This window comes from Aurantiacibacter aquimixticola (assembly GCF_003605475.1).
Taxonomy (GTDB): domain Bacteria; phylum Pseudomonadota; class Alphaproteobacteria; order Sphingomonadales; family Sphingomonadaceae; genus Alteraurantiacibacter; species Alteraurantiacibacter aquimixticola_B.
The window spans coordinates 1481714-1507794 of record NZ_RAHX01000001.1 but is presented as its reverse complement, the minus strand read 5'-3'; the positions used below and the strand labels follow the sequence as shown (position 1 = coordinate 1507794).

The 26081-nt window shown below is 62.1% G+C and carries 25 protein-coding genes and 1 tRNA gene; 16 read left to right on the top strand and 10 right to left on the bottom strand.

The features are described 5' to 3' along the window. Window positions 1-18: 18 nt before the first annotated feature. Together D6201_RS07505 and D6201_RS07500 are read left to right on the top strand one after the other, a co-directional pair. Window positions 19-600, top strand: coding sequence for a TIGR04282 family arsenosugar biosynthesis glycosyltransferase (locus tag D6201_RS07505; protein WP_120048227.1), 582 nt, complete (start codon window positions 19-21; stop codon window positions 598-600). Further along, window positions 597-1319, top strand: coding sequence for a glycosyltransferase (locus D6201_RS07500; RefSeq protein ID WP_120048226.1), 723 nt, complete (start codon window positions 597-599; stop codon window positions 1317-1319). The genes D6201_RS07505 and D6201_RS07500 overlap by 4 nt, the downstream gene beginning before the upstream one ends. Window positions 1320-1331: 12 nt before the next feature. On the opposite strand, the gene D6201_RS07495 is transcribed toward D6201_RS07500, so the two are convergent. Together D6201_RS07495 and D6201_RS07490 are read right to left on the bottom strand one after the other, a co-directional pair. Next, window positions 1332-2330 (bottom strand): SDR family oxidoreductase, encoded by a 999-nt coding sequence (locus D6201_RS07495; RefSeq protein ID WP_120048225.1) that lies wholly within the window; start codon window positions 2328-2330, stop codon window positions 1332-1334. After that, complete coding sequence (locus tag D6201_RS07490) at window positions 2324-3382, bottom strand: methyltransferase domain-containing protein (protein ID WP_120048224.1); 1059 nt, start codon at window positions 3380-3382, stop codon at window positions 2324-2326. The genes D6201_RS07495 and D6201_RS07490 overlap by 7 nt, the downstream gene beginning before the upstream one ends. 93 nt (window positions 3383-3475) lie before the next feature. On the opposite strand from D6201_RS07490, the gene D6201_RS07485 reads away from it, so the two are divergent. The 6 genes from D6201_RS07485 to D6201_RS07460 all read left to right on the top strand — a co-directional run bounded on the left by D6201_RS07485 (window position 3476) and on the right by D6201_RS07460 (window position 10546). Then, window positions 3476-4894 (top strand): dihydrolipoyl dehydrogenase family protein, encoded by a 1419-nt coding sequence (locus tag D6201_RS07485; protein ID WP_120048223.1) that lies wholly within the window; start codon window positions 3476-3478, stop codon window positions 4892-4894. Continuing rightward, complete coding sequence (locus tag D6201_RS07480) at window positions 4894-5880, top strand: radical SAM protein (RefSeq protein WP_120049281.1); 987 nt, start codon at window positions 4894-4896, stop codon at window positions 5878-5880. Before D6201_RS07485 ends, D6201_RS07480 begins: the two co-directional genes overlap by 1 nt. A 33-nt stretch (window positions 5881-5913) precedes the next feature. Continuing rightward, window positions 5914-6330 carry a DUF2147 domain-containing protein gene (locus D6201_RS07475; protein ID WP_120048222.1) on the top strand — a complete coding sequence of 139 codons (417 nt, stop codon included), beginning with the start codon at window positions 5914-5916 and terminating at the stop codon, window positions 6328-6330. Window positions 6331-6391: 61 nt separating this feature from the next. Continuing rightward, a tRNA-Gln gene (locus D6201_RS07470) sits at window positions 6392-6465 on the top strand. Between the two features lie 81 nt (window positions 6466-6546). Continuing rightward, window positions 6547-7089: a PAS domain-containing protein gene (locus D6201_RS07465; protein WP_120048221.1), complete on the top strand. Its 543-nt coding sequence runs from the start codon at window positions 6547-6549 to the stop codon at window positions 7087-7089. A gap of 1 nt (window position 7090) precedes the next feature. Continuing rightward, a complete protein-coding gene (locus D6201_RS07460; protein ID WP_242447476.1) occupies window positions 7091-10546 on the top strand; it encodes a chemotaxis protein CheB in 3456 nt (1151 codons plus the stop codon). A gap of 11 nt (window positions 10547-10557) precedes the next feature. On the opposite strand, the gene D6201_RS07455 is transcribed toward D6201_RS07460, so the two are convergent. Continuing rightward, on the bottom strand, window positions 10558-10935 hold the full coding sequence (locus D6201_RS07455; protein ID WP_120048220.1) for a response regulator: 378 nt from the start codon (window positions 10933-10935) through the stop codon (window positions 10558-10560). A gap of 187 nt (window positions 10936-11122) precedes the next feature. On the opposite strand from D6201_RS07455, the gene D6201_RS07450 reads away from it, so the two are divergent. Then, window positions 11123-12007: an LOG family protein gene (locus D6201_RS07450; protein WP_120048219.1), complete on the top strand. Its 885-nt coding sequence runs from the start codon at window positions 11123-11125 to the stop codon at window positions 12005-12007. A 6-nt stretch (window positions 12008-12013) separates the two neighbouring features. Continuing rightward, window positions 12014-12883, top strand: coding sequence for a formyltetrahydrofolate deformylase (purU, locus tag D6201_RS07445; RefSeq protein WP_120048218.1), 870 nt, complete (start codon window positions 12014-12016; stop codon window positions 12881-12883). A gap of 9 nt (window positions 12884-12892) precedes the next feature. Here purU and thiD read toward each other — a convergent pair whose 3' ends face one another. Both thiD and glmM read right to left on the bottom strand, forming a co-directional pair. Then, window positions 12893-13645 carry a bifunctional hydroxymethylpyrimidine kinase/phosphomethylpyrimidine kinase gene (thiD, locus tag D6201_RS07440; protein ID WP_120048217.1) on the bottom strand — a complete coding sequence of 251 codons (753 nt, stop codon included), beginning with the start codon at window positions 13643-13645 and terminating at the stop codon, window positions 12893-12895. A 6-nt stretch (window positions 13646-13651) separates the two neighbouring features. Next, complete coding sequence (glmM, locus tag D6201_RS07435) at window positions 13652-14989, bottom strand: phosphoglucosamine mutase (RefSeq protein WP_120048216.1); 1338 nt, start codon at window positions 14987-14989, stop codon at window positions 13652-13654. 182 nt (window positions 14990-15171) lie between these two features. Between glmM and D6201_RS07430 the strand changes: the two genes are divergently transcribed. Further along, a complete protein-coding gene (locus D6201_RS07430; RefSeq protein ID WP_120048215.1) occupies window positions 15172-15783 on the top strand; it encodes a superoxide dismutase in 612 nt (203 codons plus the stop codon). Between the two features lie 56 nt (window positions 15784-15839). Here D6201_RS07430 and D6201_RS07425 read toward each other — a convergent pair whose 3' ends face one another. Genes D6201_RS07425 through D6201_RS07415 form a run of 3 tightly spaced genes read right to left on the bottom strand, consistent with a single transcriptional unit; the run spans window position 15840 to window position 17839 of the window. After that, window positions 15840-16997 carry an AI-2E family transporter gene (locus tag D6201_RS07425; protein ID WP_242447475.1) on the bottom strand — a complete coding sequence of 386 codons (1158 nt, stop codon included), beginning with the start codon at window positions 16995-16997 and terminating at the stop codon, window positions 15840-15842. Between the two features lie 24 nt (window positions 16998-17021). Continuing rightward, window positions 17022-17657: a sigma-70 family RNA polymerase sigma factor gene (locus D6201_RS07420; RefSeq protein ID WP_120048214.1), complete on the bottom strand. Its 636-nt coding sequence runs from the start codon at window positions 17655-17657 to the stop codon at window positions 17022-17024. Further along, window positions 17654-17839, bottom strand: coding sequence for a NepR family anti-sigma factor (locus D6201_RS07415; RefSeq protein WP_120048213.1), 186 nt, complete (start codon window positions 17837-17839; stop codon window positions 17654-17656). Before D6201_RS07415 ends, D6201_RS07420 begins: the two co-directional genes overlap by 4 nt. 218 nt (window positions 17840-18057) lie before the next feature. Here D6201_RS07415 and D6201_RS07410 point away from each other — a divergent pair, with 218 nt between their 5' ends. From D6201_RS07410 to D6201_RS12830, 5 genes are all read left to right on the top strand, one after another. After that, entirely contained in the window at window positions 18058-19755 is a 1698-nt protein-coding gene (locus D6201_RS07410; protein WP_242447474.1) for a CHASE domain-containing protein, read from the top strand. Between the two features lie 49 nt (window positions 19756-19804). Further along, window positions 19805-20578: a molybdate ABC transporter substrate-binding protein gene (gene modA, locus D6201_RS07405; RefSeq protein ID WP_120048211.1), complete on the top strand. Its 774-nt coding sequence runs from the start codon at window positions 19805-19807 to the stop codon at window positions 20576-20578. Then, a complete protein-coding gene (gene modB, locus D6201_RS07400; RefSeq protein ID WP_193725710.1) occupies window positions 20578-21270 on the top strand; it encodes a molybdate ABC transporter permease subunit in 693 nt (230 codons plus the stop codon). The genes modA and modB overlap by 1 nt, the downstream gene beginning before the upstream one ends. Next, entirely contained in the window at window positions 21260-21883 is a 624-nt protein-coding gene (locus tag D6201_RS07395) for an ATP-binding cassette domain-containing protein (protein ID WP_120048209.1), read from the top strand. The genes modB and D6201_RS07395 overlap by 11 nt, the downstream gene beginning before the upstream one ends. Before the next feature lie 286 nt (window positions 21884-22169). Further along, complete coding sequence (locus D6201_RS12830; protein ID WP_133303969.1) at window positions 22170-22622, top strand: hypothetical protein; 453 nt, start codon at window positions 22170-22172, stop codon at window positions 22620-22622. 10 nt (window positions 22623-22632) lie between these two features. Here D6201_RS12830 and D6201_RS12825 read toward each other — a convergent pair whose 3' ends face one another. Both D6201_RS12825 and D6201_RS07380 read right to left on the bottom strand, forming a co-directional pair. Beyond that, on the bottom strand, window positions 22633-23523 hold the full coding sequence (locus D6201_RS12825; RefSeq protein WP_133303968.1) for a hypothetical protein: 891 nt from the start codon (window positions 23521-23523) through the stop codon (window positions 22633-22635). 3 nt (window positions 23524-23526) lie between these two features. Beyond that, a complete protein-coding gene (locus D6201_RS07380; RefSeq protein ID WP_120048206.1) occupies window positions 23527-26079 on the bottom strand; it encodes a fimbria/pilus outer membrane usher protein in 2553 nt (850 codons plus the stop codon). Window positions 26080-26081: the final 2 nt, after the last annotated feature.

The window sequence follows — 26081 nt, the reverse complement described above, 5'->3', positions numbered from 1 at the left end:
CCGGGTAGGACGGCGGGGATGACGCCGCCTCCCACAATCGCGCTGTTCGCCAAGTACCCGCGGCCGGGTCTGGCGAAGACGCGGCTGATTCCCGCTCTGGGCGAAGAGGGGGCGGCCGACCTACACCGCCGACTGGTGGAACGGACGCTCGGAACCATCTGCGAAAGTGGACTGCCCTTCGCAGTCTGGACGACTGGGGCAGAACACGGTGCGTTTACCGAATGGTTGGGCGATGACGTGCCGCTGGAGGAGCAGGGGGAGGGCGATCTCGGCGAGCGGTTGGGCCGCGTTCCGGCTCCGGCAATTCTGCTCGGCGGCGATGTGCCGGATCTGGCCGCACGGCATCTGCGTGAAGCTGCAAAGGCGTTGGGCGAAAATGATGCTGTGATCGGTCCGGCGGCAGATGGCGGTTACTATCTGCTTGGTTTTACGCAAGAAATGCCGTTTCTTTTCGCCGATATGGCGTGGGGCACGGAAACGGTGCTGAGGGACACCGAAAGGGCGCTGAGGGACAGAGAAGTGCGCTATCGCGTCCTCGAAACGCTCAGCGACTGCGACCGGCCCGAGGATCTTGACCGCTGGCCCGATTTAACGGCATGACCGTCTCGATCGTCATCCCGATGCTGAACGAGGAGCGCGCTCTGCCTGCGCTCATTTCGCATCTCGTCGAACTCGCTCCGCAGCCGCTGGAGGTGGTTGCGGTCGATGGAGGGAGCGAGGATGCTTCGGTCAGGCTGGCGCGCGATGCCGGGTGGCGCATCGTCGAAACCGCGGCCGGTCGCGGGCGGCAGATCAATGCCGGGGTCGAGGCAGCAGGGGGCGAGCTGGTCGTCGTCCTGCATGCCGACACCAAACCGCCGCGCGACATGGTCGCCGTCATCGCGGACACATTGCAGGACGGTGGCATAGCGCTTGCAGGGTTCACCCCAATACTGCGCGGGCCGGAAAAGACGCGCTGGGGCACCACGGCGCACAATTTTGCCAAGACCTGGTACGCGCCGCTGCTCTTTCGTCCGCACTTTTTTGTGAAGGGCTGCCGCCTGCTGTTCGGCGATCACGCGATGTTTTTCCGCCGCGCGCAATTCCTGGAATGCGGCGGCTGCGATCCGCAGGCGAAGGTGATGGAAGAAGCGGACCTCTGCATCCGCATGACGCGCTTCGGCCGGGTCAAGCTGGTCCGCCGCACCATCGAGACCTCGGACCGCCGCATCGCCGAGTGGGGCGCGGTGAAGGCCAACTGGATTTATCTGAAAGTCGGAATTCTCTGGGGCCTCGGCGCGAAGAAGCGGCTGGAGCAGTATTATCCCGATGTGCGCTAGACGATCCGGCGATCAGGCGGAGGGCAGATAGCCCCGCTCTATTCCATAGGCGATGAGGCGGTCGAGCCAGGCATCGTCCGTCGGCGCGCAGGCGAGGCCGGTGACCTCGCGAAAGCGCGCATCCTCGAAGCGCGGCGAGCGGGTGAAATAGGCGCCGAATGTTCCCAGCATCCGCGCCGCCAACATCCGCTCCGCCCCGCGCAATTCGGCGGGATTGTAGTGCTCGGGCGCGACGACACGCGGGTCCGGAAAGTGCGCAACGCGTGCCACGCCATGCGCCAGCGCCGCTGCCGGTAGCGGGTCATTTGCAACGAGGTGATAGTGCCCGCCATTCGCTTCCCCCATCCGTTCCGCCAGCGCGACGATGCCGCCTGCGACATGGTCTATCGGCACGAGATCGAGCGTGGAGCCGTCAGCCGCCGGAAACACCGTCACCTTGCCGCGCGCCATCAGGCGGAAAACGTTGCAGAGCGAGGGGAAATCCCGGATCGCGCCGCTCTCGCTGTCGCCCAGCACAATGGAAGGGCGGGCCACGGCGAAGGGCAGGCCGCTCTCGGCCACTACACGCTCAGCAGCAGCCTTGCTCGCTTCGTAGCGATTGGTAAACTGCGTGCCTTCAGGCACCGGCCCTTCGGCAATCGCGCCTTCCCGCATTCCGCAGACATAGGCGGTGCTCACGTGAAGGAAGGCTGCACCGGCCTCCTCCGCGAAAGCCAGCGCATTGCGCGTGCCCTCGATATTGATCGCGCGCAGATCTCCTTCGGACGCGTCGAATTCGAGGCTGGCGGCGCAGTGGATCACCACGTCCTGCGGTGAGGGCTCCAGCCCCATAAGCGGCTGGGTCACATCGCCGGAAAGCGTTTCGATCCCCTCTACCAGCGCACCATCATTGCCGCGCACTTCGGGGTTGCGGCGGACCATGGCCGTGACGCGATGCCCGTGCGCCGCCAGCCGCGCGCAGACTTCGCCGCCGATCAGGCCAGCGGCTCCGGTGACGAGTATGTTCAGCAACAGGCGGAGCCAGTGGCGGGCGCTGTCGAAGGTGTCTCGTCCGAGTGGCCGAAGGGCGCATCCGTCCCGCAGCCGGGGAACACGCCGTAATGCTTCGAGAAGTCGCCGATGAAGTCGAAATGTTTGGCAAAGCGCGTTTCGGCGAGCATGCGATAACTGTTCCCGCAGATCGGAAAGGTCCGCCCGGCTTCGATCATGTGGTGCGCATCGAGCGCGAAGACGCGGCTTTCACCCGGCACGCTGCCCTTGTAGCGCACGGCCTGGCCGTAATCCTCGCATTGCGGCTCCAGCCCATCCAGCTTGAACAGGCGGTAAGTGGCGGACACGAATTCGATGCCGTCGAGCTTGGCCTTTACTTCGCGATCGTTGATGCCGAGCGGGCGATCGGTAACGAGCCGCGGATCGGCAAAGCCGGCCGCCTTGGCCAGCCGATCGAAATCACCCCAATAAAGCGCGCCGGACAGGCACTCGCCATGCAGGACCGGGTCACTCAGCAGATGCTCGGGTACACGGCGATCGGAATAGACATCCGAGAAATAGAGTTCTCCCCCCGGCTTCAGCAGGCGGTGCGCGGCGCGGAACACGGCTTCCTTGTCGGCCACCAGGTTGATGACGCAGTTGGAGACGATGACGTCGAAGCTCTCCGGTTCCAGGTCGAGATCCCCCAGCTTTTCGATATCGCCCTCGAGGAAGCGGGTATTGGAATAGCCGAAGCGCTCGGCGTGCCAGTCCTGATGTTCGCGCGCGACGGCGAGCTGTTCGGGCGTCGCATCCACGCCGGTCACGCTGCCCTCAGCGCCGACGAGCTGGGCCAGCAGATAGACGTCCTGTCCGCTGCCCGAGCCGAGATCGAGCACGTGGCATCCGGCCAGCGCTTGCGGCGTCACCAGCCCGCATCCGTAATAGCGCGCCTTCACATCCTCATGCACGTTCTTCAGCGCGGCGATGATATCGGCCGAGGGCATGGCGAATGTGGTGCAGGCATCGGTGCGCAGATCTGCCGAGCTGGCGAGCACCTTGCCGTAATAGTCCTGCGAATTTTCGAGATTCATTTGAAACCGTTCCTGCATTTCGAGCGAATGGTGGGGCCATAGACATGAAGCATTTCGTTTCCCAGCCCGGCTGGGTTACGGCGGGGACCATATATGAAATACTCACATGACGTTATCGTGATCGGCGGCGGGGCCGCAGGCCTTACCGCGGCGGGCGGCTGCGCGATGTTCGGCCTGAAGGTTGCGCTGATCGAAGGCAACAAGATGGGCGGCGAGTGTCTGAACAATGGCTGCGTCCCGTCCAAAGCGCTGATCGCCAGCGCCCGCCGCGCGGCCGAAGCGCGCGAAGGCAAGCGGGCTGGTGTGCAGTTGGCCGCGCCGCAGGTCGAATGGTCGGGCGTCCATGCGCATATTCACAAAGCCATCGCCGATATCGCTCCGCATGATAGCGAGGAACGCTTCACGGAGATGGGCTGCGAAGTCATTCGCGACTGGGCGAAATTCACCGGCAAGCATTCGGTCGAGGTCGGCGGGCGCACACTGACGGCGCCGCGCATCGTCATCGCCACCGGCAGCGCGCCCTTCGTGCCGCCGGTCGATGGGCTGGCGGATGTGCCTTACCTCACCAATGAAAACCTGTTCGATCTGGAAGAGCAGCCGGGCCATCTCGTCATCATCGGCGGCGGCGTGATCGGCATGGAAATGGCGCAGAGCTTCCGCCGTCTCGGCAGCGATGTCACCGTGCTGGAACCGGGCGAAGTGCTGGGCCGTGACGACCGCGACAGCGCGGCCATCGTCAAGGCGACGATGGACAAGGAAGGCGTGCGTTTCGTGAAGGGGCGCGCCGCAAGGGTCTCGCAGGGGCCGGACGGGGGTATCACCGTCAGCACCGATGGCGGCGACGATGTGACCGGCACGCATCTGCTGATCGCCGTGGGCCGCAAGGCGCGCACAGAGGGCTATGGACTGGAAAAGCTCGGCATCGCCATCGGCAGGAACGGCATCGAAGTGGATGAGCGCCGCCGCACCAGCCTGAAGCACATCTACGCCATCGGCGATTGCCGCGAGGGGCCGCGCCTTACGCATGTTTCCGGTTATGAAGGCTCCAACGCCGTGCTCGAAATCGCGCTCGGCCTGCCAGCCAAGGTCGACTTCAAGGCGCTGCCCTGGTGCACCTATACCGAGCCCGAAATCGCGCAGATCGGCATGACCGAGAGCGAGGCGCGGGAGAAATACGGTGAGAAGCTGCGCGTCGTCACCGAAGGGTTTGATCACAATGAGCGCGCCATCGCCGAAGGGCTGACCAAGGGGCACACCAAGGTGATGCTGAAGGGCAAGAAGGTCGTCGGCGCGAGCATTTGCGGCGTGCATGCGGGCGAGTTGCTGCTGCCCTTCACCCAGATGATCACCGGCAAGGCCGGCACATTCGACATGGGCGGCGCGATCGTCTCCTACCCGACGCGCGCCGAAATCGTGAAGGCCGCGGCTTTCAGCGCGTGGGAGCCGATCGTGTTCGGCGCATGGCCGAAGAGGTGGGTTTCGCTGCTGGCGAAAATCCGCAGGATGTTCTGATGGCTACGCGCACGCTTTCCCGAAACGCCCCGGCAGGCGCGTCCCCCTTCGCGGTGGAGGCCGAACGGCTGGCGCACGAAAAATTTGCCGATCCGCTGGTGACGGCGAAGGGCGAGCCGCGCGCTTCCGTCGCGCTGGAGCGGCTCGACACACTGTGGTTCGCCACCGGCACGCTGTGCAATCTCGCCTGCGCCAATTGCTACATCGAAAGCAGCCCGACCAATGACGCGCTGATCTACATGTCGGCGGCGCATGTCGCGCGCTTCCTCGACGAGATCGCAGAGAGAGACGTGCGCGAGATCGGCTTCACCGGCGGCGAGCCGTTCATGAACCCCGAGATCATCGCCATGGTCGAGGACGCGCTGGGGCGCGGGCACGAGGTGCTGGTGCTGTCCAATGCGATGAAGCCGATGCGGCGGCACGAGGCGGAGTTGCTGCGACTGCGCGAGACATATGGCGACAGGCTCACCATCCGCGTCTCCATCGACCACCATACGCAGGCGGTGCACGAGGCCGAGCGCGGACCGCGTTCGTGGGAACCCATGCTTGACGGGATGCGCTGGCTTTCGGCCAACGGGTTCTCCCTTGCCGCCGCCGGGCGTCATCTCGCGGGCGAGACCGACGCCCTTTCGCGCAACGCCTACCGCCTGCTGTTCGAAGGCGAGGGCATTACTGTCGACACCGCCGACCCGTCGCGCCTGGTCCTATTTCCCGAGATGGACGCCCATGCCGACGTGCCGGAAATCAGCACCGGCTGCTGGGATATTCTCGGCAAGTCACCTTCGGACCAGATGTGCGCAACCAGCCGCATGGTCGTCCACCGCAAGGGTGAGGCGTGCCCGCGCGTGGTCGCCTGCACCTTGCTGCCTTACGATCCTGGCTTCGAAATGGGCGCGACTGTGGCCGAGGCCGACCGCGCGATCCCTCTCAATCACCCGCATTGCGCGCGCTTCTGCGTGCTGGGCGGGGCAAGCTGTTCAGCTTAGGGCACATACCAACAGGATAGGCGTAGCAAACATATGATCAGGTCACTTATCGCAGCCGCCGCCACGCTGGCACTCGCCCCCGTCGCCGCGCCCGCGCAGCAGAGCATCGACGGCGTCTATCTCGACCAGGGCGGCTATGTCGAAATCACCGTCGGCCCCTGCGGCAATTCGCGCTGCGGCGAAATCACGCGGATCGTGCGCAACAAGCCGGGAGAGAGCAATCGCGACCGGCACAATGACGATCCCAATCTGCGCAGTCGCCCGATCCTCGGCATCAACGTGCTTTCCGGCCTGCGCTGGGACGATGGAGCCTGGCGCGGGCGCGTCTACAATCCGGAAGACGGCAACACCTACCGCGCCGTGGTTCGCCCCGGCAGCGGCGGCACCCTGCGCGTCGAAGGATGCGTCACCATCATCTGCCGCGAAGTGCGCTGGCGGCCCGCAGACTGACCTTGCCGCACAAGGCTTGACCAGAATCGGCCCGCCCTATAGAGGCGCGCGCCACCGGTATTGCCCCGTCCTCTAACGGTAAGAGAGCGGACTCTGACTCCGTCAATCAAGGTTCGAATCCTTGCGGGGCATCCAGCTTTTCAGCAGCGCTGCTCGATACGGTGATCGCCGCCACGTTCGATTGCACCGATACGCAGCCGGCTGTATGGCCCGGCGATGAGCAACTGGTTTACCGATGGCGATCTTCCCGAGGGCCTCAGGGATGTCTTCGCGCGCAGTTCGGTCTCGCTCACCCTTGCCGATCTCTCGCTGGAGGATTCGCCGCTTGTCGGTGTGAACCAGAAGTTCTGCGAGCTGAGCGGTTATCTGCCGCAGGATATACTGGGTCGTAATTGCCGTTTTCTGCAGCCCGAAGGCGGCGCGGGTCCGGTTCGGGCGCGCATGAGTGCGTTTCTCGAAACGGCTGGCGCGGGCGATGGGCGCTTTCTCGTGCCCAACGTCACCAAACGCGGCGAGAGGTTCCTCAACCTGCTTTACATGTCGAAACTGTCGACGCGCGGACAGGCACGCTACGTGCTCGGCTCGCAATTTGCTTTCCAGGACGCGACAGCTCTCGACCCCGATCTGTACGACAGGGCATTGAAAGAGGATTTGCGCCAGATCAACCGGTTGACGGACAGGCACAACTTGGCTCTCTTGGGCAATTACGAGACATTGGCCTCGAGCCACTCGATCATCGCCAGATCGAGGATCGAATAGGATGGATATGGCGCAAGTGGACGGATCGGCCGACGGAGCCGATGTGGTGAAGGAATTTCCGATCGTCGGCGTCGGCGCATCAGCCGGCGGCCTCGAGGCGCTGCGCGAAATGTTCGGCGGGTTCGAGGGGAAATGCGGAATGGCCTTTGTGGTCGTCCAGCATCTCGATCCCAATCACGAATCGCTGATGGCGCAACTGCTCGAGCGCTACACCTCCATGCAGGTGTCCCAGGCGACCGGCGGAGAGGCGATCCAGCCCGATCACGTCTATGTCATCCCACCCGGCCACGGGCTCGCGCTCGACGATGGTGTCCTCAACCTGACGGAGTTCAAGGACCCGCGCGGAATGCGCCGGCCGATCGACGATTTCTTCATAAGCCTCGCGAAGGACCGGGGCGGGCAGGCTGCGTGCGTCATCCTCTCGGGTACGGGCGCGGACGGCAGCAGCGGGCTGCGTGCGATCAAGGAGCATGGCGGCCTCTGCATCGCGCAGGATCCTGACACTGCGGCCTATGACGGAATGCCATCGTCTGCCATTGGCACCGGCCTTGTCGACATCGTCAGCGAGCCGGAACAGATCGTAGAGCATCTCGACAGTTTCTTCCGGCTGGGAACGAAGCTGGCGGAGGAGTTGGAAACCGAGCTGTACGAGGCCGATGAGCTGGATGATCTTTGTGGCGTGCTGCACGAAGTGATCGGCCACGACTTCTCGCAATATAAACGCAATACGCTCAGCCGCCGGGTCGCCCGGCGGATGCAGGTGCTCGGTCTCGACGATATGCGCCACTATGTCGCGCAGCTGCGCGAGGACGAGAACGAGTGCGAGGCGCTGTTCCGCGATTTGCTGATCAACGTCACCAGCTTCTTTCGCGACCGCATCGCGTTCGAGAAACTGGAAGATTTGGTGATCGACCCGCTGGTCGCAAGGAGCAAGGACGGGGAGGAAATCCGCGTCTGGGTGCCGGGCTGTTCGAGCGGGGAAGAAGCCTATTCGATCGCCATGATGTTCGGCATGGCCACGCGCAAGCATGGCACGCGCCCCTATATCCAGATATTCGCGACGGATATCGACGAAGGCATGCTGGAGATCGGGCGGGCGGCGTCCTACCCGCTGTCCGCAATCGAGAGCATTCCAGCCGCCTATCGCGACGAGTTCATTGTTGGCGGCACGGATCATTTCGGCATATCGCCCTACATCCGCGACATGGTGCGCTTCAGCCCGCACAATGTGATGCGCGATCCGCCTTATTCCAACATCGATCTGGTCTCCTGCCGTAATCTGTTGATCTATTTCGACGACGAATTGCAGAAGACCGTTATTCCCAGGTTTCATTTCGCGCTGAAGCAGAATGGATCGCTGTTCCTCGGATCATCGGAAGCGATCGGCAGGTTCGAGGACCTTTTCGAAACGGTCGATCAGTCGGCGCGCCTCTTCCGCCGCCGGAGCGTGAAGGGCAGCTATCACCTGCATCTGCCATCGGACATGCGCTACGCCGCGCGGCGCAGGCGTGGCGAACTGGCATCTGCGTCCGAGCGCCCGACGGTCAATCGCGTCGAAACCGACGCCTTGCAGCTCATTGCGCAGCGCTATGCCCCGGTGAGCCTGATGGTGGATGCGGAAGGTATGCTGGTCGAGCGCTGGGGATCGGCAGGCCGCTACCTCGAATTTCCCGACAAGCTGGAGCGCAACGTACACGTGCCGACGCTGGCACGACCGGGGCTACGCGAAATCGTGATGCCGCTGATGCGACGGGTTCGCGAAACCGGTCGCCGCTGCATTGCAAGAAACCTCGAAATTAAGACCGAGTTCGGAATGCTCGAAGCGCGTGCGACATGCGAGAAGGTGCGCGACGGCATTTTCCTGCTGGTGATCGAGGATTCCGGCAAGCTGAAGGAGGAGCCGGAGGGAGACGCGGACGATTTCGAGGATTTCGACGCGGGGGACGGCCAGGTCCAGTTTCTCGAAGAAGAATTGCACGCGACGCGGCATCGCCTGCGCTCCACCGTCGAGGAACTGGAAACGACGAATGAGGAGCTGAAGAGCTCGAACGAAGAAATGATGTCGATGAACGAGGAGCTCCAATCGACAAACGAGGAGCTGACCACGGTCAATGACGAGCTGAAGAACAAGGTCGATCAGCTGACGACAGCCAATTCCGACCTCAAGAACTTCTTCGACAGCACGCAGCTTGCCGTCCTCGTGGTGGACGCTGATATGAATATCCGCAGCTACACCGACGCGGCGACGGAGCTTTTCCCGATCGACGATGCGTTTCTCGGGAAACCGCTGGGCAATCTGCCCACCAATCTCGAGACTAAGGATTATCTGGATAAGGCACGCCGGGCGGCGCGTGGCGAAGGCGTATCCGAGTCCGCCCTGTCTTCCGATATCCTCGATGCCGAGTACATCATGCGAGCCATGCCATATCGCCTTCTCGACGGCGATATCGACGGCGCCACGTTGGTGTTCACCGACGTTACCAGCACGCTGACGCTCGAACGCGAGCTGCGCGAGGAGAGCGAGCGGCTGCGTCTGGCGCTGGAAGTCGCCCGGATCGGCATCTGGGAATATGAGCCGGGCACGGACACCACGACGCTTGACGATACGGAACGCCGGCTGCTCAATATTCCCGAAGACGACCCCGGCACGTCTATGCAGGACATCCTGCAGACAATCCCGAGCGAGGATCGCGACCGGATCAACAAATCCCTGCGGATGGCGATGGAAGGATCGCATGTTTTCGACGAGATATTCCGCTTGCCGCTGGGCAATGGGAAGATCCGTTATCTGCATGGGCTCGGCAAGCTGATCAACAATGGCGGGAAACGAAAGTTCATCGGAGTCACCTTCGACGTCTCGGCCGAGCAGGGACTGCTGGACCAGCGCGAACTGATGATCAAGGAAATGAATCACCGGGTGAAAAACCTGTTCTCCGTCATCGCTGCGATGGTCACGATCGCAGCGCGCGATGCGGATGACGTCTCAAGCTTCGCCGACGGTCTTCGTGAGAGAATCTATGCGCTCGGTCGCTCGCATGCTCTCACCAATTCGCCCGCCAATGAAAACGGCAGCGTCGAACTGCGCGAGTTGATCGAAACAGTGCTGAAGCCGAACATGGCCGGGCAGGAACTGGCCTTGGACGGGGAAAATGTCGCCGTGTCGAATGACAAGCTCACTTCGCTCGCACTCATCCTGCACGAATGGGCAACAAACTCGGCCAAATACGGGGCGCTTGGCGTCGAGGACGGATCGCTGGCGATTGGCTGGCGCGAGGAGGATGGCCTCGTCAGCCTCGAATGGAGAGAAACGGGCCGCGCCGCCGGGGTTGAGGACGACGGTACGCCGGGCTTCGGAACACGGCTCGTCGCGACCGCCGCGCGTCAATTGCAGGGCGAAGCCAGCGGTGAGGCGAGCGCCGACGGCTATCGCCGCGAACTGTCTTTTCCAGCGCGGTAAACGGGGCGGGGTTAAGCGCCCTGCGGCGCCAGAGCCTGCTCGATCGCCTCGGCAATTTCCGCACGCGAAACAGGTTTGTCGAGCGCCAGGCACTCGGCAAATTCCTCACGCAGTTCGGCATGCGAGAGATTGGCGCTGATGAACACCATCGGCCGGCCTTTCTCGGCGAGCTTGCGCGCCAGCGGCCAGACGGGCTCTCCCGCCACATCGATATCGAGCAGCGCGACGTCCGGCGGCGCGCCATCTGCCGCGTCCAGCGCATTTTTCAGGCAGCAGCATTCGGAGTGCACCTCGTAGCCCAATTCTTCGACCGTCATGACAAGGTCGAGTAGCACCATGGCTTCATCGTCGACGATCATGACATTGGGCATTGCAGCGCGAACCTTCATATACTTTCTTTGGTATTGGCCGGAGCAACGTGCAGGGCCGCGCTTGGTTTCCTAGAACTCTTGCGAAAGGTTAACCACTGTCTCCCAAAGGTCGCGGGGCGCTGTGCGAAGTCCGGCGCGCGTCGACCCTTTCCAAGCCCGCACGAGGCGGATAGGGCCGTATCCCAAAGACTTTCAGGAGAAATATGTGAGTTCCGACAAGAGAAAGCGGGACGGCGATCTGACCGATCACCGCTTCTACCACGCCGACAGCGAAGCGAAATTCGCCGAAGCCAATCCCGACGATACCCCGCAGACCCGCCACCCGGCTTACAAGCTGGCCTTCCGCGACACGGATTTCCTGCTGCGCGAGGAATTGCGCCCGGTCCGCTTCCAGCTCGAACTGTTGAAGCCCGAAATGCTGCTGGACGAGGCAGGCGTCGGCTCGACGCTGGTGATGTACGGTTCTGCCCGCATTCCCCCGCCCGAGGCAGCCGACGCTGCACTCAAGCAGGCAGAGAGCCTGCCCGAGGACGAGGCCAAGGTGGTTCGCAGCCTGGCGGCCAAGAGCAAATATTATGCGGAAGCCTATCGCTTCGCCAAGATGGTCAGCGAGATGGCCATCGTCGAAGACGGCAAGCGCCAGTTCGTGGTGTGTTCTGGCGGCGGGCCGTCGATCATGGAGGCGGCCAATAAGGGCGCGAGCGATGCGGGATCCGAGAGCATCGGGCTCAATATCATCCTGCCGCACGAGCAGGCGCCCAATCCCTACGTGACGCCGTATCTGTCGCTGAATTTCCACTATTTCGCGCTGCGCAAGATGCATTTCCTGCTGCGCGCCCGCGCGGTGGCGGTATTCCCCGGCGGCTTCGGCACGTTCGACGAGTTCTTCGAGCTTCTCACGCTGGTGCAGACCGGCAAGATGAAGCCCATGCCGATCCTGCTGTTCGGCAAGGAATTCTGGAACCGCGTCGTCGATCTGGAAGCGCTCGCCGAAGAAGGCACGGTGTCGAAGAAGGATCTCGACCTCATCACCTGGTGCGAAACGGCCGAAGAAGGCTGGGCGGCGATTGCGGACTTTTACGATCTGTAGCCGACCATGACCGATACCGCGGCAAGCTATATCCTCACTTTATCATGCGCCGACGAGGTGGGAATCGTCGCCGCGGTAAGCGGCCATCTTGCACAGATCGACGGCTTCATTCTGGACAGCCAGCAATATGCCGATCTCGACGCTGGCCGCTTCTTCATGCGCGTTCACTTCGCCCCGGCTGGGCGGGGTTTTCCTACAGATGTGAGCGCGCTACGCAGCAGTCTGGAACCCATCGCCGACCGGTTCGCCATGACGCTCGATCTGCACGACACCGCAGAGAGGCCCCGGCTTCTCATTGCAGTGTCGAAAGCCAGTCATTGCCTTAACGACCTGCTGTATCGCTGGCGCGCGCGCAGCCTGCCGGTGGAGATTGCCGCCGTCGTCTCCAATCACGATGATTTGCGCGAACTCGTGGAATGGCACGGCATTGCCTATCATCATCTGCCCGTTTTACCCGAAACGAAAGCGGAGCAGGAGACGCAGCTTCTTTCGCTGGTCGAGGAGACCGGCACGGATTATGTTGTGCTGGCGCGCTATATGCAAATCCTGTCGGGAGAGTGCGTGGATGCGCTTGCTGGCCGATGCATCAACATCCATCATAGCTTTCTGCCGAGCTTCAAGGGCGCGCGGCCATATCGAAGGGCGCACGCGCGCGGCGTGAAACTGATCGGTGCGACCGCCCATTTCGTTACGCGCGATCTCGACGAGGGTCCGATCATCGAGCAGGATGTGGAGCGTGTGGACCATCGCGCCACCGAAGCGGACATGATCCGCATCGGTCGCGATACGGAAGCACATGTGCTGGCGCGCGCCGTGCGCTGGACCGCCGAGCGCCGCGTGCTTCTCAACGGCAATCGGACGATCGTCTTTCGCTAGCGGCGGGGTCTACCGCACCGCCTGATGCCCGAGCGGCCCGTTTCCGAGGCCGTAACCCGGCGCCTGCCTGAGCGCGTGGCGCACGAAGCGGCGTGCCTCGGCCACCGCCTTTTCCAGCGGATCACCGACCGCCAGCCTTGTGGCGATCGCGGAAGAGAGCGTGCAGCCGGTGCCGTGCGTGTGCTTCGTCACGATCCGTGCCTCGCTCCAGATCTCGTCCTCCAAGCCCGGGCGCACCAAGCGGTCTTCGATCATCGGCCCGTCGGCATCGCCGCCCTTGGCGAGATAGGCGATGCCACGCGCCGTCATGCCGTCCGCGCCGCCGAGCGCTTCCAGCTCGGGCACATTGGGTGTGGTAAGCGTGGCGATTTCCATCAGCCATTCGAAGACTTCAATCGTCGCCTCGTCTGCCAGCACGCTGCCGCTGGTGGCGATCATGACCGGATCGAAGACGACGGGGCATGGCAGGTCTTCCAGCCTGTCCGCCACGACCTCGGCGATATCCGCGCTGCCGAGCATGCCGATCTTCACCGCGTCCGCACCTATGTCTTCCAGGCACGCATCGATCTGCGCAGCCACGAAATCGGGCGCCATCGCTTCGACCGCGTGGACGCCGCGCGTGTTCTGTGCGGTAAGTGCAGTGATTGCGGTCATTGCATAGCCGCCGAGCATGGTGATCGTCTTGATATCCGCCTGAATGCCTGCGCCGCCGGAACTGTCCGATCCGGCGATGGCGAGGATACGGGGCGGGCGGCTGGTCATCGGCCTCTAGACAGCCGCGCGAACGGCATCGCAAATGCCATCGACCACGCTCATCACCTGTCCCTCATCATCGCCTTCCGCCATTACGCGGATCACCGGCTCCGTTCCGGATTTGCGGATGACGAGGCGCCCGCGCCCGCCGAGCTCGCCCTTGCCGGCAGCGATGGCATCCTTGACGCTTTCGACCTCGAGTGGGTCGCCGTCTTCGTAACGGACATTCTTGAGGACTTGCGGCACCGGATCGAAGAGATGCAGCAACTCGCTCGCCGGTTTGCCGGTGCGGACCAGCGCGGCAAGCACTTGCAGCGCGGCCACCGTCCCGTCGCCCGTGGTGGCGTGATCGAGCAGAATCATGTGGCCGGATTGTTCGCCGCCGACATTGTACCCACCCGCCTTCATCGCTTCGAGAACGTAGCGATCGCCAACCTTGGTGCGGACCAGTTCAAGGCCTTCGCCTTCGAGGAAACGCTCTAGGCCGAGATTGGACATGACCGTGGCGACCACCCCGCCGCCGCGAAGGCGCCCGTCCTTGCCCCAGCGGCTGCCGATCAGTGCCATGATCTGGTCGCCATCAACCGGACGCCCCTTTTCGTCGATCACGATCAACCGGTCCGCATCGCCGTCGAGCGCGATGCCGATATCGGCCTCTTCCTCGACGACGCGCGCCCTGATCGCGTCGAGCGCGGTGGAGCCGACGCCGTCATTGATGTTGCGGCCATTCGGCTCGACACCCATCGCGATCACCCTTGCGCCCAATTCCCAGAGCGCGGTGGGCGTGACGTTGTAGGCTGCGCCATGCGCGCAATCGACCACGATCTTCAGGCCGTCGAGACGGCAATCGGCAGGCAGCGACTGCTTGACCGCGTGGATGTAGCGCCCGCGCGCATCGTCGATGCGCCGCGCGCGCCCGATGGCATCACCCTCGGCAAGCGGCTGGTCCTGCGCCATCATTGCCTCGATCGCTTCCTCGTCAGCGTCTGACAGCTTGAAGCCGTCAGGGCCGAACAGCTTGATGCCATTATCGGGATAGAGATTGTGACTGGCCGAAATCATAACCCCGATATCGGCGCGCATCTCGCGCGTAAGCAGAGCCACGGCGGGTGTCGGCATCGGCCCGGTCATGACCACATCCATGCCGACGCTGGTAAAGCCCGCGACCAGCGCGTTTTCCATCATGTAGCCTGACAGGCGCGTGTCCTTGCCGATCACCACCCGATGCTTGTGATCGCCGCGCAGGAAGCGGCGTCCGGCCGCCTGGCCGACCTTCATCGCGATCGCGGCGTTAAGCGTCTTGCCGTTGGCGCGGCCACGAATGCCGTCCGTGCCGAAATAGGTGCGTCCCATGATCTCTCCCGCGGATGGGCTGTGCTGGGCAAGCCATGCCGCCTGCCGGCCCCCTTGTCACGCGCGAAGCCGATGCCGGTTCCGCGCGGTACCGACTTTGGTCCGCGATCTGCAACTTGTGCGCGGCTCATGCGTTAAGCTGGCAACACCATTAGACCGATCACAGGAAGGACGGACCACTCATGGCATTCACTCTCATCGATCTGCCCTACGACAAGGAAGCCATCGCACCGGCGATCACGGCGGAAACGTTCAATTATCACCACGGTAAGCATCACCAGGCCTATGTGAACAAGACCAATGACGCGATCGAAGGCACCGATCACGCTGACAAGCCGCTGGAAGACATCGTCGCCGCATCGCGCGGATCTGACCAGGGCCTGTTCAACAATTCCGCGCAGACGTGGAATCACGGCTTTTACTGGCATTCACTGACGCCGCAGAGCACCGGCCCGAGCGGTGAACTGGCTGCGAAAATCGAAGAAAGCTTCGGCTCGCTTGCGGAGCTCAAGGACCAGTTGAAGAGCAAGGGTGCAGGCCACTTTGCCAGCGGCTGGGTCTGGCTTGTCGAAAAGGACGGCAAGCTGAGCGTCGTCGACACGCATGATGCCGACACCGTGGTCGATCAGGGGCACAACCCGCTGCTCGTCATCGACCTATGGGAGCACGCCTATTATCTCGACCACCAGAATGCGCGGCCGAGCTATCTCGATGCCGTTGTAGACAATCACCTGAACTGGGATTTTGCGGCAGATAATCTTTCGCGTGGCACCGTCTGGACCTATCCCAACTGATCGCGACCGTATTTCGCAAATGAAAAGGCCCGTCGGTTCGGCGGGCCTTTTTCGTTTCAGTCCTCGGTCTGCATCTCCAGGATGTTTGTCCTGAACAGCGGCTCCCCGAACATGAAGCCGATCAGGTTCGGTCGGCCGAGATGATCGACCAGCGCGGTAAGCGTGAGCAGGATCGGCACCGAAAGCAGCGCGCCGGCAACGCCCCATATCCAGCCGAAATACGTGAGCGCCATCAGGATCGCGACCGGATTCATCGTAAAGCGCGCGCCAAGGACGCTGGGCGTGACGACATTGGCCTCAACCGTGTTAAGGGCCAGATATGCGGCGGCCGGAATCATGCCGACAAGCACCGAGTCCGCGGAGCCGAGGCCGAAGAGGCCAAGCAGGATGACCATCACCAGCGGTCCGACATAGGGAACGAAGTTGAGCAGCGCGGCAAGCCCGCCCCACATGATCGGCGCGTCCATGCCCAGCGCCCACGCGCCAAGGGCGACGACCACGCCGAGCCCCGTATTGATGAGCCCGACGGTCAGGATGTAGGCCGCCACCCTGTCCTGCACTTCCCGTATGGCGCGCGCGGCCTTCAGGCTGCCGCCGACCTGCTGGCGATCGAGCAGCAGGCGCCGGCGCAGCCGCACGCGCGCTTCGATCAGGAAGAATGCGAGAAGGAACGTCAGCAAGACTTCGAGCAGCACGATTGGCGTGGCGAGCGCGGCCTGTTCGAGCATCGTCGGATTGGCGATGACGACTTGCCGCTCTCCGTCTCCGGAAAGCGCGGCAAGCTGGCGGTTGAGCTCTCCCACCCAGGCAAAGGTCACCTGCAAGTCAGCGAAATGCCGCTCCACCTGGTCCACCATAGCCGGGACCTCGTCGTAAAGAGAGATCGCCGGCGTCAGCACGGCGGTTAGCGCTAAGGCCAGGATGGCGAAGAAAACAAGGAGCGCCAGCAGGGACGATAGCGTGTTCGGTATGCCCCAGGCCGACAATTTGTCCGCGAGCGGCGAAAGGATGATCGTAAGAATGATTGCAGCGACCAGCGGCAGAAACACCACCGCGCCGATGGAAAGCACGAAAGGCAAGGCCAGAAACAGGCCGATCGCCAGCAACACCACCAGGGCGGAAATCAGCCGCAATTCCTGCGCGGCGAAGGTCATCGTGCGCTGGCGGCTGAAGCCGACTTCTTCGGGATCGTTCGGATTGTCCGCTTCGCTCACCCTGCGGATCCTTACCGGACCGGACTAATTGTTGGAAGCGGCGGCTTCACCGCGCCCCGCGGCGACTTCGTCCAGTTCCTCGAGAATGGCGCGATGAGCGGCCGGGTCGTGCAGCGAACGATCCGGAATGTCGCCATCCTTGATCATGCTGGAGAGCGCGGCGCGGGCACGGCCCACGCGGCTTTTGATCGTGCCGACCGCACAGCCGCAGATATTGGCTGCTTCTTCATAGGAAAAGCCTCCCGCGCCGACAAGCAACAGCGCCTCGCGCCGTTCGGGCGGCAGCGTCAGCAATGCACGATGAAGGTCGGAAAGGTGGATCGGCTCTTCCTGCCCGGCAGGTGCCGTCAGGATGCGCTCGGCGACGTTCTCGTCATACTCGCCACGGAACCGGTTGCGGCGCATATCGGTGAGGTAGGCGTTGCGCAGGATCACGAAGGTCCAGGCGCGCATCGATGTGCCGGGTTCGAACCGCTGCTGTGCTGCCCATGCCTTCAGCAGGGTTTCCTGCACGAGATCGTCGGCCATGTCCGGACGGCCGCATAGACCACGCGCGAAGGCGCGCAGATGTGGCACGACTTCGGTGAGCTCTGTCTTGAACGCGCGCTTGTCGTCGGCGCTGCGCTCGGGCAGCTCGCGCTTTTTGTCGTTCTGGCTCATTTCCCCTCGTCTTCGTCCAACTTGGAGAGAAGATCCTTAAAAGTGTCCGGCAGCGGCTCGTCCAGCACGCTGTCGTAAAGGCGCTTAAGGCCGGATTTCCATTCCGGATCCTTCGTGGCAGCATCATCCGCCTTTTCCGAAGGCGTTGCAACCTTCTTCGCTTGGTCCTCAGAGGAGGTCATCAATCAAGTCGTTTCCCGTCGGGATTGTCGCCGTGCGATCCGAAGAGGCGGTTCAATCACTGTAACAATTCGCGTTATTGCGTGGGTTCGGAACGAAATGCGCCCGCTCCGGTTCCCCGGATGAATGGTTTAACGCGCGGATCGGCGCAGAACAGGGCGGTTCGGTACGCAAGAAGCTGTTTTCGATAACAGTTTCCTGCATCGCTTGAGGAATGGTTTTGCAAGAGCAGAAAACGAGTGGGCGAAGCAGGACGAAGCGATGGCTTCTGCGCTACCCGCGTGGCCTGCCCATCGGCATCTTCATTCTGATTGCCGCCATAACCGTGCTCAGTATCTTCGCCATCGAAAATGGCGAAGCCGAGCGCGACAGGGCGCAGCTGAATGCCCGCGCCACCGCCATCGCCTCCGCGCTGGAACGTCGCGCCAATGCCAGCAGTGCTTATCTGCGCGCAGGTGCAGCGCTGCTATCGACGATGGACGATATTCCGCCCGACGATTTCCGGCGCTTCGTTTCGGAACTACGGCTCGACGCCGATTATCGCGGTGCCGAGGGTATCGGTTGGGCGCAAGTTGTAGTCCCCTCCGAGATTGCCGCCTTCGATGCCAGGGCTGGTGATCCGGGGACACGCAATGAGCTGTATCCGCCATTGTCGGCCGAGCAGCCCTTTGCGATTCCGGTGACCTATCTGCAACCCGATACGGAACGAAATCGCCGGGCGCTGGGCTTCGATATGTATTCGGAGCCCGTGCGCCGCGCCGCAATGGAAGAAGCCGAGCGCACGGCCCGGCCGACGGCAACCGACAAGATCGTTTTGCAGCAGGAAGGCGATGGGCAGTCACCCGGCTTCGTCGTCTTCATGCCGGTTTTCGAAGCGAGCGAGGGCGGGCGCAGCCTGAAGGGCTTCATTTACAGTCCCTTCAATGCGCGCGACTTCCTTCAGAGCGCGCTGGAGCTGGAAGATGCCGGCGCTTACGGCGTGCGTCTCTACGATGGCGACCGCGAGACGGAAAATCTGCTCGCCAGCAATTTCGAAGACGAGGCAGAGCAGCCCGACGATACGCGCGAGGCGGCGATGACGGTCACCATCGCGAACAATCCCTGGCAATTGGTCGTCTTCGAGCGCGGGCAGGGAGGGCTGTCCGGACTTTCGATGGCCACGCTGATCTTCGGGCTGCTTGTCGGTGCGCTACTGATGCTGCTTGTTCGCATGCTGACGCAGCAGGCGCAGGAGGACGAAGCGTCCCTGGCCTGGTTCGAAGAACAGGCGTCGATCCGCAATTCGCTGACGCGGGAACTCAATCACCGCGTGAAGAACACGCTTGCCAATGTGTTGTCGATCATTGCGTTGACCCGTCGGCGCGCGGACGATCTGCAGGAATTTGCCGACGGTCTCGATGGTCGCATCCGCGCGCTGTCGGCCACGCACGATCTCCTCACGCAATCGGATTGGGGCAGTACGCCGGTACGCTCCGTTATCGACGCGGAATTGCTGCCCTACGCTCAGGGGGAGGATCGACAAGTCCATATGAAAGGCCCCGATGTCGAGCTTGCGCCGAACGATGCGCTGTCTCTCGGCCTCGCCGTGCACGAATTGGCGACGAATGCGGCGAAATACGGCGCGCTCAGCAAGTCCGGCGGCGTGGTGGATGTGGAATGGCGGCTGGTGGCCGAAGATCTGGTGCGGGTCGAATGGCGGGAGAGCGGAGGCCCGCCAGTGAAGCAGGAGCGATCGCGCGGCTTTGGCATGGACCTCATCGAGAGGATCGTCGCCCACGAATTGCGTCACCCAGTCGAACTGGATTTCGACCCCGAGGGCGTGCGCTGCGCCCTGCTCGTGCCGGTCCGCCGTGCGAAGGAGTTCATGATTCGCGCCAACCGGCCTGGAGGCGCTCCGCTGGAAAACGAGAAAGCCTGAGCTCCGCCGCGCTGGACGTATTCCGGGGCGGAGGATAGGAAATTAAGCGATGAGGGGCCGACTTCTCCGCGTCATTGCTTGTCTGCTGTCAGCGCTGGTTCTGTCGGCCTGTGATGCTGACCGCGCCGAGGGGCCGGTCGTGCTGGCACCGTCAAGCATGCAGAACGCTCTGAAAGACATTGCGGATGCATGGCAGCGCACGGGGCGACCCGACCCGATCCTTTCTTTTGCGGGAACGCCAAGCCTGGTCCGGCAGGTCGATGAGGGCGCGCCTGCAGATCTGATCATCACCGCAGATCGTGAGTGGATGTCATGGCTGGAGGAGCGGAGCCTGATCGATCCTGCACCACACCGCGTCATCGCGGGAAATCGTCTCGCGCTTATCGCCCCGCGCCAGGACGATCCTTCGCTCTCGATTGCGGACCGCCTCACGCGCACCGACGATTGGCGGTTGGCGATGGCCGATCCCGAGAGCGTGCCGGCCGGTCGCTATGCGCGCGCGGCGCTGGAGCGGATGGGCCTCTGGTCCGTAATGGGTGAGCGAATTATCCCGACCGAAAATGTGCGCGCCGCACTCATGCTGGTGGAGGCCGGTGAAGCGGAGTTCGGCATCGTATACGCAACCGACGCGCAAGCATCGCGCAGCGTGGCGGAGCTTGCCATCTTCGATGTCCGCGACACGCCGCAGATCGAATATCCAGCCGCCCGGCTTGCCGGAGCGACGCATCCCGATGCGGCAGATTTTCTGGCTTTCCTGCATAGCATGGAAGCCATGGACATCTTCGCGCGGCACGGTTTCACGCCTTACGAGCAGCCTTCGTGATGCTGTCGCCCGCCGAATGGCAGGTGGTCGCGCTTTCCCTGAAAGTAAGCGTCGTTGCGATGATCGTCACGATGCCGGTGGCATACGCGCTGGCATGGCTCATCGCGCGGCGCCGCTTTCCCGGACGCATGCTGCTCGATGCCGCGATCCATCTTCCGCTCGTCCTGCCCCCCGTCGTCACTGGCTGGCTCCTGCTGGTGCTTCTCGGGCGTAACGGACTCGTCGGCGCGTGGCTGGATGAGGCGCTCGGCATCACCCTCGTCTTCAACTGGACCGGCGCTGCAGTGGCGGCGGCCGTCATGGCTTTGCCGCTGATGGTGAGGGCGATGCGCCTTTCGATCGAGGCGGTGGACCGCAGGTTCGTCGACGCCGCGCGGACGCTCGGCGCGTCGCGGTGGCGCGCATTTCTGTCCGTTACCTTGCCGCTCAGTATGCCGGGCATCGCCGCGGGGGCGATGCTGGGCTTTGCCCGTTCGCTGGGAGAATTTGGCGCGACGATTACCTTTGCCGCCAATATCCCTGGCGAAACACGCACCTTGCCACTGGCGATCTATACCGGCTTGCAGATGCCGGGCGGAGAAGCTGCCGTCGCCAGGCTGGCAGGCATGTCCATCGTTCTCTCGCTCAGCGCGCTGCTCGTTTCGGAATGGCTGGTGCGGCGTTCGCAGGGGAATCGCGCGCATGTCCTTTGAAATCGACGTGACGCTTCGGCCGGGCGAGCATCCGATGCGCTGCGTCATTAGCTCGACAGCTAGCGTAGCGGTGCTGATAGGGCCTTCGGGCGTGGGAAAGACGAGCGCGCTCAACGCCATCGCTGGCCTCCTGCGACCCGAGCAAGGCCGCATCGCCGTTAGCGGAGAGACCCTGTTCAACAGCGCCACCGACCTTCATGTCGCGCCCGAGCGGAGAGGCGTGGGGTATGTCTTTCAGGATGCCCGGCTTTTCCCGCATCGGCGCGTGGCTGGAAATCTCGCTTTTGCGGAGAGGCTTGCCGAGAAAGGAGCCAGCGTCATCAGCCGCTCCGACATTATCGAGATTCTAGAGATAGGCGATTTGCTCAATCGCTGGCCGGCCACTCTATCCGGCGGCGAAACGAAGCGCGTGGCTATCGCCCGAGCTCTGCTGAGCGGGCCGAAATATCTGTTGCTCGACGAACCGCTCGCGTCGCTCGATGCCGATAGGGCCAATGCGCTATATCACCTGATAGAGCGCATTCGCGACGAGATCGGATTACCGATCCTGCTCGTCAGCCATTCGGCTTCCGATATTACACGCCTTGCAGGAGACGTTTTTGCGATGAAGTAGGGCGGCGGAAATAGCAGCCGCCCAGTCTTCATTTCCGGATCAGGCGAAGCCGTCCGGGACCAAGCTTAGGGCGAAGTCGTCGAAGATCATCGCCGAACCTTCAATATTTTTGCGATCTTCTTGTCCACAGAAGGCTGTTTTGGATGAGCATCCGGGCGTGTTTGTAGGGGCGACGCCAAGCCGAGTTCGGCAGGCATCGACGTTTTTATCGGAGCGTGTTAACCAAGTCGGCTTCGATAAAGTTAAGCAAGATAAGGCATTCCGGAGGCGAAAAAAGGAGCCTCCGATGCGTATTACTGACCTTACTGGATCGAAAAAATTTCCCGTTTGCGCTGTCACCGCGCTCACTTTTCTGTGCGGGTTGAGCGCGGCCAGCACGCCGGCATTTGCTTCGGATCAGTCGGGTGGAAACGTGAATCTTTCTGCGCGCGTTAAGGTCCAATGCGGTCTTGAGAGCACCACTCTCTCTGTGGGAGATGATGCGAATATTGCTCGCGGTGCAGTCTTTGAGAGCTGTAATAGCAACCGGGGCTTTCACGTACTTGCAAATCACCGGGCGCTCGCCGACGATGAGCGGGTTCGCGTCATTTATGATGGAGCGACGTCGGAGCTTTCACCCGACGGCATTTCGCCAATTCAGTTTCGGGGCGGTGCACGACATGGCGCCATACCGGTCGCCATACAAAGTGAGCGCCTTCAAAAGCAGCTCACCGTGAGTTTTGCCCTTACTGCGATTTGAAGCGAATTCTCTAGCTAGCAGTGACTGTGATAGTTACCCGGTCGCCATACTTTCCCGCTTGCGCCTCGAAAGGCGGGACGACCACTTCGAGTGAATGCAGGTCGCCCAGGGATGATGTGCGCTGGCCCACGGTTGATGGGCGATTGCCGGTAAGATCGACGACAGCACCTGCAGCACGCAGTTCGTATTCTATGCGATCGGGCAAATCGGCTTGAACGAGCGCGCCTCGGTTGGCGGAGCGATAGGTCACTTGATAGGGCGACGTGCTCCACACCCTAACACCAAGCGGCTGCGATCGATTGATGCGATCATTCTCGATCGCTCCAAGGTCGACCCTTGCCACGCGGCCTTGGCCGGTCGCCCCGACGATACGCAAGGCTACGGAAGGCAGCACATTGATGTCGATCGCGAGATTCAACTGGTCCACGACCTGACCATCGGGGCTGATGAGTTGCACGAGGATCGAGCTGCTCGTCAGACCACTTCCGATGCCCCAACTGAGCGGCACTTGAACAGCAAGCGGCACGTTTCGCCCATTGCCGCTTCCGCTCGGTATACCGGCCACGAAAACGTCGCTGGCGGTTGACGGAGCGCCTATGTCCGCTGGAAGGATATCGACTGTCTGTGACGCGCTGACCAAGGCATAGGAGACGCCGTGAGGGCCGGTTGGTGTCGTCTGCCAAGAAAAACGCAAGCTGGCGCTACACTGCCCGTTTCCCTGATTTCGAACCCGGATGCCGAAGGTTTCGCGCAGAACTTGGTCAGTCCCGATCTCGCTCGCAGTAATCGATACGGTTTGGGATGATTGTGTGAATTCCGGGGAGCAATCTTGTGCGGAGGCGGGGTGTGCGACCGATGCCGTGAGAAGAAAAATTGCTGACGCAAATATGCCGATGCGCATGATTTATTCCTCCTCCGCAGGCACGTAAATATCGCCCATACGATAAAGTTCGAGAGTGTCATCCGGCATGGAAATGGCGAATTGCCGCCCATCCTGCAGCGTGATGAGGTAGTCCTCCCCAGGGGCAAGACCGATTATTGCGAACCGTCCCGCCGAATTTGTGAAAAACGCCTTCGGCGCAAATTCCGGATCGTCCGGCGATGTTATCGTTCCTACCCCGAGCGCCACCGGCTCCTCTCCGGCCCTAAGAAATCCGGTTGCCACCGCAAAATATGGTGAACCGACAGTCACGGCATAGCCTGCGCGGTACGGCGGCTCTACCTGCGCGACGCCGTCGCCGATATCTATCGCAATCTTTTCGGAGGCGGCGTCGAACTGAATTCCCTGGCTGGAATACGACACCAGGTCGCCTTGCACCGCGCCGCCAAGAAGGCCGCTTCGCGCATCGTAGCGATTGTCCGCCAGGCTGCGACCGGAAACCACTTCGATATTCTCGAGCGAGGGATGCGGTGACAGCACAGCGAATGCGTCATTGATGGGGCGCCCGATGCCGAATGTCCCGCCCGCAAACGCCAAGGAGGTTCCCACCTGCATCCGCACGGTCTGCCGCTCGGTTATTTCTCCGAAATTGCGGCCTGATGAAACAGCAAACAGACGCGCATCGAAACGATTGCCGATATAGCTGACACTTGCATCGGCGCTGGTCTGGCCATCGGTATCGGTAAATCCGACATCGTATCCGAAGGCGCCGACTTCATCTTCGATACCGCGAGAAAGCGTCGCTCTGAGCGTTTCCGTCCTGCTTCGATAATCGACATTCGCGCGGTGGCTGCGGCCGAAATCCATCACCACTCCGACGCGGACGCCGAAATCGCTATCCAGGAATGGGCTATTTCCATATTCGACGCCGCCGGTCAGTCGAACGCGATCGTTCAGACGGTGGACCACATCCGCAAAGACCGTCGTGCGTTCGCGGCTGCCGCTATCGCCGCCGATCCTCGAGTAGGTCGCACCGGCATTCACAAAAGTGCGCTCGTCAATGCCGTGCGTATAATTGGCGCTTAAAGTCAGCAGATCGAACTGGATCGGGATTATGTCGGAAAGTGTTCTATAGCCGTCGCTTTCGTAATCGACGCTGAGTGTCAGTTGCTTGCTGTCGGCAAAGGAATTGCCGGAGCGAAACCGATAGTTGGCGCGCAGTGCCGTACCGGTTTCTTCGCCATCGTTGCTGATGGCAGCTTCGACGTCGAATGAGCCGGGAATGATTTGCGGCACGAAGGATGCCGTCACAGCTGCCACTTGCACATCTTCCGATGCCTGCAACCCACCCCCGAGAACGAGACTGTCCGACATCCCGCGGCGATAAAATGCGGAAAGCGCAAATTCATCGGAATAGTCGGGTTCGAAAGTGAGCTGACGAGCCAGCGCGCCTACCGCAATCGAATATTCGCTTTCTCCCGCCGGCAGGTCGAGGGGCTCGTAAAAGAATTGGTAATCGATGACCTGTCGCCGACCGGCCGAATCGCGGATCAACAATTGAATGTCGTTCGCACCTGTTTGAACAGGCAAATCCGACAGATCGTACCGCCCGGGATCGAGCTGAAACGTCTGATAGACGTCACCATTCAAAAGCACTTCGACCGTCGATTGATTGTCGAGAAAGATTTCTCGTCCGCCAAGTCTTGCGACGGGAAGAAAGGGATCGAATATGCGTCGGCCTTTCTCAACCGAGATGCCGCCGATGAACGGTGTGCGCAATATTGGGAGGGTCACCGCGCGCAGGTCGCCAGCGGTAAAGCGTTGCTGCTTTTCGGGCCTGTCGTACACGGCACGCAAACCGCGCCTGTAAAAACGATGGCCTTCGCCGAACTGGTCGCTGAAGGCGCCGTCATATTCGAGTACGAAGTCGTTGAAACGCGTGGCCCCGGTCAGAAAGACTTCGGGCTCCGCAAAATCCAGATCGCTCTGGTAGTCCTGATTGAGCGCGATATTGAGATAAGCACTGAAAGGCTCTGGCTCGAGCACCGGGAGGTTCGGACGGATGGAGCTTCGCCCTTCCCTCCCGAGCGATTGTACGGGCCTCAATTCTCCAGGGATTGTGCCGACGACGAGGGCGATTCGCCTCTGGTCGAAGCGCACATCGATACCGAGAGAAGCGATCCGTTCCGGTTCGAAATATGCATAACCCGCTGTCAGCGATCGTAAGCGCGCCAGCCCCGCATCATTCAGCAGCAGGGCCATTTCCGCCAGGAAAGTCTCCGTTTCGATCGCCACATCGTTTGATCGGCCGACGCGGACGAGGACATCGCCGAGGGCTCTTTGTCCGTAGATCAGCGGCACGGTGAAGGTGGTCGATTGGCCAGTCTCCCCGACGGCCTCCGAAGGATCGGTGGCCCCGCTCGCATGCACAGGAATGGCAAATGCGGCCACAGGCGACCCAATGCTCTGAGCTTTGGCGCTATCGCCCAGAATATGCGGCGCAATCGCGGAGACCGCTGCCACGGCGAGTGCCAGCCTGCTGGTCTGCGAACGGATCTGTCCCCCCCGCACCGTCATCG